10 protein-coding genes are annotated in these 8,054 nt (G+C 66.2%); 8 read left to right on the top strand and 2 right to left on the bottom strand.

Annotated elements, in window-relative coordinates; all coding sequences use genetic code 11:
• The 3 genes from ACRDTL_RS09625 to ACRDTL_RS09635 all read left to right on the top strand — a co-directional run.
• Positions 1-285: PaaI family thioesterase (locus tag ACRDTL_RS09625; RefSeq protein ID WP_431506481.1), on the top strand; the 285-nt coding region annotated here is incomplete at its 5' end.
• Between the two features lie 3 nt (positions 286-288).
• Positions 289-984: an EthD domain-containing protein gene (locus tag ACRDTL_RS09630; protein WP_431506482.1), complete on the top strand. Its 696-nt coding sequence runs from the start codon at positions 289-291 to the stop codon at positions 982-984.
• A gap of 93 nt (positions 985-1,077) precedes the next feature.
• On the top strand, positions 1,078-1,833 hold the full coding sequence (locus ACRDTL_RS09635; protein WP_431506483.1) for an enoyl-CoA hydratase/isomerase family protein: 756 nt from the start codon (positions 1,078-1,080) through the stop codon (positions 1,831-1,833).
• A 15-nt stretch (positions 1,834-1,848) separates the two neighbouring features.
• On the opposite strand, the gene ACRDTL_RS09640 is transcribed toward ACRDTL_RS09635, so the two are convergent.
• Entirely contained in the window at positions 1,849-2,034 is a 186-nt protein-coding gene (locus ACRDTL_RS09640; RefSeq protein WP_431506489.1) for a (2Fe-2S)-binding protein, read from the bottom strand.
• Between the two features lie 251 nt (positions 2,035-2,285).
• Between ACRDTL_RS09640 and bfr the strand changes: the two genes are divergently transcribed.
• Genes bfr through ACRDTL_RS09660 form a run of 4 tightly spaced genes read left to right on the top strand, consistent with a single transcriptional unit; the run spans position 2,286 to position 5,781 of the window.
• Positions 2,286-2,768: a bacterioferritin gene (gene bfr, locus ACRDTL_RS09645; RefSeq protein ID WP_431506484.1), complete on the top strand. Its 483-nt coding sequence runs from the start codon at positions 2,286-2,288 to the stop codon at positions 2,766-2,768.
• A 59-nt stretch (positions 2,769-2,827) separates the two neighbouring features.
• Positions 2,828-3,322 carry a carboxymuconolactone decarboxylase family protein gene (locus ACRDTL_RS09650; RefSeq protein WP_431506485.1) on the top strand — a complete coding sequence of 165 codons (495 nt, stop codon included), beginning with the start codon at positions 2,828-2,830 and terminating at the stop codon, positions 3,320-3,322.
• A 10-nt stretch (positions 3,323-3,332) separates the two neighbouring features.
• The gene (locus ACRDTL_RS09655) at positions 3,333-4,685 is read left to right on the top strand and encodes a glutamine synthetase family protein (protein ID WP_431506486.1); all 1,353 of its coding nucleotides are present in this window, start codon (positions 3,333-3,335) and stop codon (positions 4,683-4,685) included.
• Positions 4,678-5,781, top strand: a complete 1,104-nt coding sequence (locus tag ACRDTL_RS09660) for an amidohydrolase family protein (RefSeq protein WP_431506487.1) — start codon at positions 4,678-4,680, stop codon at positions 5,779-5,781. The genes ACRDTL_RS09655 and ACRDTL_RS09660 overlap by 8 nt, the downstream gene beginning before the upstream one ends.
• Before the next feature lies 1 nt (position 5,782).
• On the opposite strand, the gene ACRDTL_RS09665 is transcribed toward ACRDTL_RS09660, so the two are convergent.
• Positions 5,783-6,235, bottom strand: coding sequence for a nuclear transport factor 2 family protein (locus tag ACRDTL_RS09665; protein WP_431506488.1), 453 nt, complete (start codon positions 6,233-6,235; stop codon positions 5,783-5,785).
• 196 nt (positions 6,236-6,431) lie between these two features.
• On the opposite strand from ACRDTL_RS09665, the gene ACRDTL_RS09670 reads away from it, so the two are divergent.
• Positions 6,432-8,054 (top strand): CocE/NonD family hydrolase (locus tag ACRDTL_RS09670; RefSeq protein WP_431506490.1); only part of this gene is annotated, 1,623 nt, incomplete at its 3' end.

Consider the following 8,054-nt stretch of genomic DNA (forward strand, 5'->3'; position numbering starts at 1 on the left):
TACGAGGGCCCGCCCGGTCACGTGCACGGGGGAGTGGCGGCGCTGGTTCTCGATCATGTGCTCGGTGAGGCCGCCAGCGACGGCATGAATCCGCGGCTGACCGGAACCATCACCCTGCGCTACGTGCGGGCGACCCGACTGGGCCGCTTGCACGCCGAGGCGACGACCACCCGCGTCGACGGTGTAAAGACGTTCGCGTCCGGCCATCTCGCCGACGACCAGGGCGTCACCGTCGAAGCCGACGGCGTGTTCATCCAGCCCCGGTGGGCGCGGGACGCCGAGTAAACCGTGGAGAAGGTCATCGCGGTGCTCAGGGCCGCCAAGCCCGACGACGACTGGTGCGCCCGACAACGGGGGCCGGTCGCCGACGCCATTCTGCGGCTGGGTGTTCCCGGTCTGGCTGTCAATGTCCGCGACGGCACGGTGCGTGACTCGCTGATGACGCTCACGACTCTCGACCCGCCGGTGGCGGCCGTGGTGAGCCTGTGGACTCAGCAATGTTACGGCGAGCTGATCGCGGCGGCGCTGCGCCTGTTGGACGCCGAGTGTGAGCTGCTCGCCGCGTACCTGGTCACCGAATCGATCCCGCTGCCCGCACCGCTCGAAATCGGCCAGCGGACAACGGGATTGGCTAATATTGCGCTGTTGCGCCGGTCCGCTGGCCTGGACCGGGAAAGCTGGTTGCGTCGCTGGCAGAACGACCACACGCCGGTGGCGATCGCAACCCAGTCCATCTTCGGCTACACCCAGAACGCGGTGGTGCGCGCGCTGACCCCGGATGCGCCGGCGATCGCGGGCATTGTCGAGGAGCTGTTCCCGGCCGCGGCGATCAGCGATCTGAAGGCCTTCTTCGGCGCCGCCGACGACGGTGATCTACGGGACCGGCTGAGCCGGATGATCGCCAGCACGTCGGCGTTCGGCGCCAACGAGAACATCGACACGGTGCCGACCAGCCGGTATGTGTTCAAGTCACCGTTCGGGTGAGCGGTCTGACCGCGAAACGGAAGCGACGGCCGTGGCCGGGATCGACATCACAACCCTGCCTTCTGTCTGGCGACAGACGGTTACGCTGCAGCCGTGATACTGCAGATCGACGACGACAGCCGGGTGCGCACCCTCACCCTGAACCGGCCCGAGGCGCTCAACGCCTTCAACGAGGCGCTCTACCAGGCCACCGCCGACGCGCTGGACGCCGCCGCCGATGACCCCGAGGTCGCCGTGGTGCTGCTGACCGGCGCCGGGCGCGCGTTCAGCGCCGGCAACGACCTCAACGAGATGCAGCAGCGAATAACCGATCCGCAATTCGGCGGAGAATCCAACTTCACCACGATGATCGAGGCGTTGAGCCGGTTTCCCAAACCGCTGATCTGCGCGGTCAACGGGGTCGGGGTGGGGATCGGCGCCACCATCCTGGGCTATGCCGACCTGGCGTTCATGTCGTCGACGGCGCGGCTGAAATGCCCGTTCACCAGTCTCGGCGTGGCACCGGAAGCGGCATCGTCGTATCTGCTGCCGCAACTTGTGGGTAGGCAGAACGCCGCCTGGCTGCTGATGTCCTCGGAGTGGTTGGACGCCGGCGAGGCCCGGCGAATGGGCCTGGTCTGGAAGGTCTGCGAACCGTCGGATCTGCTCACCGAAGCCCGTCGGCATGCCGAAATCCTTGCTTCCCGGCCGATTTCGAGTCTGATGGCAGTCAAGCAGACCATCGTTGAACCGAACCTTCCCGAGATCGCGGCCGCAGCCGCCCGGGAGAACGCCCACTTCGCCGAATTGATGGGGACACAGGCCAACGCCGCGGCGCTTGCCGATTTCGCCAGCCGGCGACGCGGCTGAATCGTCCTGGGATCGCTACCGTGACGCGCTGGCTTGCAGCTGCGCAGCGGACGCGATGATCGCCCGGACCGTGTGTCGGCAACGTCCGCAGTCGCCACCTGCCCCGCACGCAGCGGCCACCTCTTTGGAGGTCGACGCTCCACGCGCAACGCAGTCCGAGACGGTTTGGCTGGTGGCCCCGACGCACAGGCAGACGTACATCAGCGCACCCCCACCGGCCCGCACGCTGTGTAGGCCTCACCCCTCGACTGAACAGCCCGCATATTAGTGGAGTCTAACCTAACTCGGTTAGCAAAGTCTAACCTAACTTACCCGTCCAGAGGTTTGGCGCGGCGCGCCGACGCTCAACTAAACACCGCGTTGGACGCCGTCGCCTGCACTAGATTGAGAAAGGCATTCCGCTGGTGGTGTTACAGCCCAACCCCACCTGAGAGTCTTCATGAGGAGCGATCATGCAAGGTGATCCCGACGTTTTGCGCCTGCTCAACGAGCAATTGTCCAGCGAACTGACCGCGATCAACCAATATTTCCTGCACTCCAAGATGCAAGAAAACTGGGGTTTTACCGAGCTTGCCGCACGCACGCGTGCGGAGTCATTCGACGAGATGCGGCACGCGGAAAGTGTCACCGACCGGATTCTGCTGCTCGACGGATTGCCCAACTATCAGCGCCTCGGGTCGTTGCGGGTGGGCCAGACACTGCGCGAGCAGTTCGAGAGCGATCTGGCGCTGGAGTTCGATGTGTTGAACCGCCTCAAACCCGGCATCATCATGTGCCGGGAGCGGCAGGACAGCACCAGCGCGCAACTGCTGGAGAAGATCGTGGCCGACGAGGAAGACCACGTCGACTACCTGCAAACGCAGTTGGAGCTGATGGACAAATTGGGCGAGGCGCTCTACGCGGCACAGTGCGTCGCCCGGCCGCCGACGACGTGACGCGGGCCTGAGATCGCACACCGGATTGTCGCTCAACGTGATTGGCGTACGATCTCGCCATGAGCCGAATCGGAACCTTCGCTGACGACGACCTGGCTGGCTGGTTCTCGAAATCTCCCGAACTCGGCGGCGCGATCGCCGGGTTCAGCGACGCCGTCTACAACCGCAGCCGACTGCCGATGCGCACCCGCGAACTTGCCCGGGTGGTCATCGCGCACAGCAATGAATGCACGGTCTGCATCAACACCCGCGACGGAGACGGGCCCGCCGCCGGGGTGGACGAAGAGTTGTATGACTACGCGAACGAGTGGCGTACCTGGCCGGGATACAGCGAGCAGGAGCGACTGGCCGCCGAGTTCGCCCACCGGTTCGCCACCGAGCACACCGTGCTGCGTGACGACGAAGACTTCTGGAACCGCTGCCGCGAACACTTTTCCGACGAGTTGCTCGCCGACCTGGCGTTGTCGTGCGCGCTGTGGATAGGGATGGGCCGGGTACTGCGCACCCTGGACATCGGCCAATCTTGCAAGTTCACGTTGCCCAGCCGGGTCTGATCCACCACGCGTGAGCACCACCCCGCTTGCCGCCGCGGCGATCGCCCAACTGGAGGCCGAAGGGGTGGACGCGGTAATCGGCACCGTCGTCAACGCTGCCGGGCTCACACAGGCCAAGACGGTGCCGATACGTCGAACGAACATGTTCACCGATCCCGGTTTGGGTGCCAGCCGGGTGTGGCATGCCTTCGCCATCGACCAAAGCGGCATTGCGTTCACCGACGAGATCAGCGTGGTCGGTGACCAGCGCATCCGTATCGACCTGTCCGCCTTGCGCATCATCGGCGACGGATTGGCCTGGGCACCCGGCGCCTTCTTCGAGCAGGACGGAACCCCCGTTGCGGTGTGCAGTCGCGGCACGTTGCGCCGTACCGAAGCCACCCTTGCCGAGGCAGGTCTGTCCGCGATGATCGGTCACGAAATCGAGTTCATGCTGGTCAATCCCGACGGAAGCCGGCTGCCGTCAACGCTGTGGGCGCAATACGGACTGGCCGGCGTACTCGAGCATGAGGCGTTCGTGCGCGATGTCACCGCCGCCACCACCGCAGCCGGTGTCGGAATCGAGCAATTCCATCCCGAATACGGGCCAAACCAGTTCGAGATCTCGTTGACACCGCAACCGCCGGTGGCCGCCGCCGACCAGCTGGTGCTCGCCAGGATCATCATCGGCCGGGTGGCCCGCCGCTACGGGCTGCGGGTCAGCCTGTCGCCGGCACCGTTCGCCGATGGCGTGGGATCCGGTGCTCATCAGCACTTCTCATTGACGACGACGGAAGGGCCGCTGTTCTCCGACGGCAGTGGCACGCGGGGCATGACGGCGGCGGGTGAAAGCGTGCTGGGCGGCTTACTTCGCGGACTGCCGGAGGCACAGGGTGTGCTGTGCGGGTCGGTCGTGTCCGGGCTGCGCATACGGCCCGGGAACTGGGCTGGGGCATATGCCTGCTGGGGCACCGAAAACCGGGAAGCGGCACTGCGATTCGTCTGTGGCGGTCCGGCCAACCCATATGGCGGCAACGTCGAAGTGAAGATCGTCGACCCCTCGGCGAACCCGTACTTTGCCTCGGCGGCGATTCTCGGGCTTGCGCTGGACGGAATCAAGCGCAACGCCACTCTACCGCCGGAAACCACTGTGGATCCCGCCTCGCTCTCCGCGGCGGACCGCGACGGCGCCGGTATCATCCGCCTGCCGGAGGCCCAGTCCGAAGTCATTGCCGCGCTGGACGGCTCGGCGCGGATGCGGGCAATCCTCGGCGATGCCGCGGTCGACGTGCTGGTTGCGGTCCGCCGTCTGGAGGCCGAGCGCTACGCCAACCTGGACGCGGAGCAGCGTACGGACAAGTTCCGGATGGCCTGGAGTGTGTGATACGGCTTTGGCGCGCCATGTCGCCGACGTGCCGTTGATCGATCAGCACGTTCACGGCTGCTGGGTGACGGCGGGGGACCGGCAGCGATTCGAGAACGGCCTCAACGAGGCCAACACCGAGCCGCTGGCCGATTCCGGTTTGGACTCGCAACTCGGCTTCGCGGTACGCACCCATTGCGCGCCGGTTCTCGGCCTGTCCAAACACGCTGATCCCCAGGACTATTGGCAGCATCGCTGTCAGTTCAGCGAGCTCGAACTGGGCCGGCTGTTTCTGCGCGCCGCCGGCGTCACCGACTGGCTGGTCGATACCGGCTTCGCCGCAGGGGTGGTCAACGTCGACCAGCTTGCCGAACTGTCTGCAGGGCGCGCTCATGAGGTGGTTCGTCTCGAGCAGGTGGCAGAGCAGGCCGCGGCGGCCTCGGGTGACTACGCGTCGGCGTTCGAGGAGATCCTGTACCGGCGCGCGGCCACGGCGATCGGCACCAAGTCGATCCTCGCTTACCGCGGCGGGTTTGACGGCGATCTGACCGAGCCGTCGGCGGCCCAGGTCGCCGTGGCGGCCGCCCAGTGGCGTGAGGGCGGCGGCGTTCGGTTACGCGACCGGGTTCTGCTGCGTTTCGGGCTGCACCAGGCGCTGCGGCTGGGTATGCCGCTGCAGTTCCATGTCGGCTTCGGCGACCGGGACTGCGATCTGCACAAGGCCAATCCGATGTATCTGCTCGATTTTCTGCGGCAGTCGGGCGACACCCCGGTTGTGTTGCTGCACTGCTATCCCTATGAGCGCGAAGCGGGTTATCTGGCGCAGGCGTTCAACAACGTCTATCTGGACGGCGGGCTGAGCATCAACTACCTGGGCGCTCGGGGACCGGCGTTCATCGCCCGCCTGCTGGAGTTGGCGCCGTTTGGCAAGATCGTGTACTCGTCGGACGGGTTCGGCCCGGCCGAATTGCACTTTCTCGGTGCCACGCTGTGGCGCAAAGGCATTCACCGGGTGCTGAGCGGCTTCGTCGACAACGACGATTGGAGCGAGGCCGACGCCGTCCGGGTCGTCGACCTCATCGCGCACACCAACGCCGCGCGCATCTACCGGCTCTGAGTTAAATCAGCCCGGTCGCGTCGAAGATCCACGAGGTGTCGATACCGGCCAGATCCTCCAGCCACGTCGACGGCGCTTGGTTGACCATAGAACCCATGTCCCAGTAGTCCTTCCACAGCGTTATCTTGTCGTCGGCCACGCGGTGCACGCTAACGAACCGCAGCAATGCCGTTTCACCGCTCGACCAGCGCCAGGTCTCGGAGTGCTCGTACATCACGTCGGAGCCATTGGACACCAGCACGCCATCGTGGTTCTCATAGCCCGTCAGCGGCTCGAGGCCGACCTTGAGCCGTTTGACGATGTCGTCGGGTCCACGCGCGGCCAGCGTCGGCCCGACCGGCATGTCGACGTAGATGCAATCCGTCGACAGAAACGTCTTGACCTGATCCCAGTTCCGCCGCGACAACGCCCGCCACAGTCCCAGTACCGAAGCAGTGCCGTCGTCGATTGTCACAGGTGTCCATCAAACCACCCCGTCGGGCTGCGCGCGTCCCTGGCTCTCTAGAGTGCGTGCAGGAGGTTTGATGGCGACAATGCGGTTGCGGCGCAAGGGGCGGACCCGTCGAGACAATCCGTCACCGTTCACCCCGTCATGGACGGCCGCACCCGCCGTCTACGGGGTAGGGGTGCGGCACAACGTCGCGGTGCCGATGAGCGACGGAGTCGCGCTGCGCGCCGACGTTCATTACCCGACCGTGCCGCAGACCGGTCGGCCCGCCGCCGAGCCGTTCCCGGTGCTGCTGTCAGTGACGCCCTACGGCAAAAAAGCGCCACCACCGGCTGCCCAGATCGGCGGCGGCGCCACCCCCTACCTCATCAAACGTGGCTACATCGAGGTGATGGTCGACGTCCGCGGGACCGGGGCCTCCGGCGGTTGTTTCGAGATGTTCGGCGAGCGGCAGACGCAGGATGGCGTGGAGCTGGTCGAGTGGGCAGCCACGCTGCCGAATGCCAACGGCCGGGTCGGCATGTTCGGGATCTCCTACCTGGCGATCAACCAGTTGTTCACCGCCGCTGCGGTGGGCCCGGATTCGCCGCTGAAGGCGATCTTTCCAGTGATGGCCGCCCGTGATTTCTATCGCGATGCCGCCGCCATGGGGGGAGTGCCGCACCTGCGGACCGTTCGGGCGTACGGCGCGACATACACGCTGCTGAACCTGGTGAACCCCACTCTGGAGCTGTTCGCCAGGGGCGGGCATCCGCGTCCGCGGGCCGGTGGTTGGGCCGCGGTGCGGCAGCGCGGGCGCGACCAGCGGCAATACTTTCGGCCGCTGGTTGCCGATGCCATGTCCGGCGGTGATACCGCGTACGACGGGCCGTTCTGGGATGCGATGCGGCCCGAGACCGTCGTTGCGTCCATCGCCGCCAACGGTGTTGCAGTTTTTCTGGTCGGCGGCTGGCACGACGCCTTCCAGCGGGGTGTGCCACTCAATTACGCGGCGCTGCAGAATGCGTTTGCCGGACGGGCCGATGGCGCGCCGATGGAACCCGGCCAGCCGGTATCCGACCGGGTGCGGCTGTTGATGGGCCCGTGGTACCACGTGTCGGACTTCGACGGACTGCACCTGAACGCATTGCAGTTGCGCTGGTTCGACCATCGGCTCAAAGACGAAGCGGCAGCGGCGATCTCGGATCCGCCGTTCACCTTTCAACCCATCGGAAGCTCACAGTGGTTTCACGCCCGGGAATACCCGCTGGCCGAGGCCACACCCACCCGCTTGTACCTGTGCGACTCCGGGCGCCTCAGCGGTGATTGTGACCCGGACCAAACCCTGGCCACCCTCGATTACGTCGCGCGCGGTCCGGTGGCCGGTCGAAGCCTGGAGCAGTGGAGCCTGGGGATGAACAGCTACTTCACCGCCCAACGCGGCCGGCGGATCCGCTACGACCGGGACAACCGGCGGCTACAGCGCGGGGCACTGACCTACACGACCCAGCCGTTCACCTCGCAGATGTTGATGGCCGGACCGATCACGCTCACCGTGCACGCGGCGGCCACCACCACCGAGACGCTGTGGGTTGCCCACCTCGACGACGTCGCCCCGGGCGGGGCGAGCCGTCCGTTGACCCAGGGAGCCCTGCTCGGCTCACACCGCGCGCTGGACCCGCAACGCACGTGGTACCTGCCCGACGGCTCGGTTCTGCGACCGCATCACTTCAGCACCCGCTCCGCCGTCCGTCCCGTCGTCCCCGGTGAGGTGACCCGTTACGACGTGGAGATCTTCCCGACCGCGACATTGATTGCTGCCGGCCACCGGCTACGGCTCACCCTG

It is taken from the genome of Mycobacterium sp. (assembly GCF_050700595.1).
Classification (GTDB): Bacteria; Actinomycetota; Actinomycetes; order Mycobacteriales; family Mycobacteriaceae; genus Mycobacterium.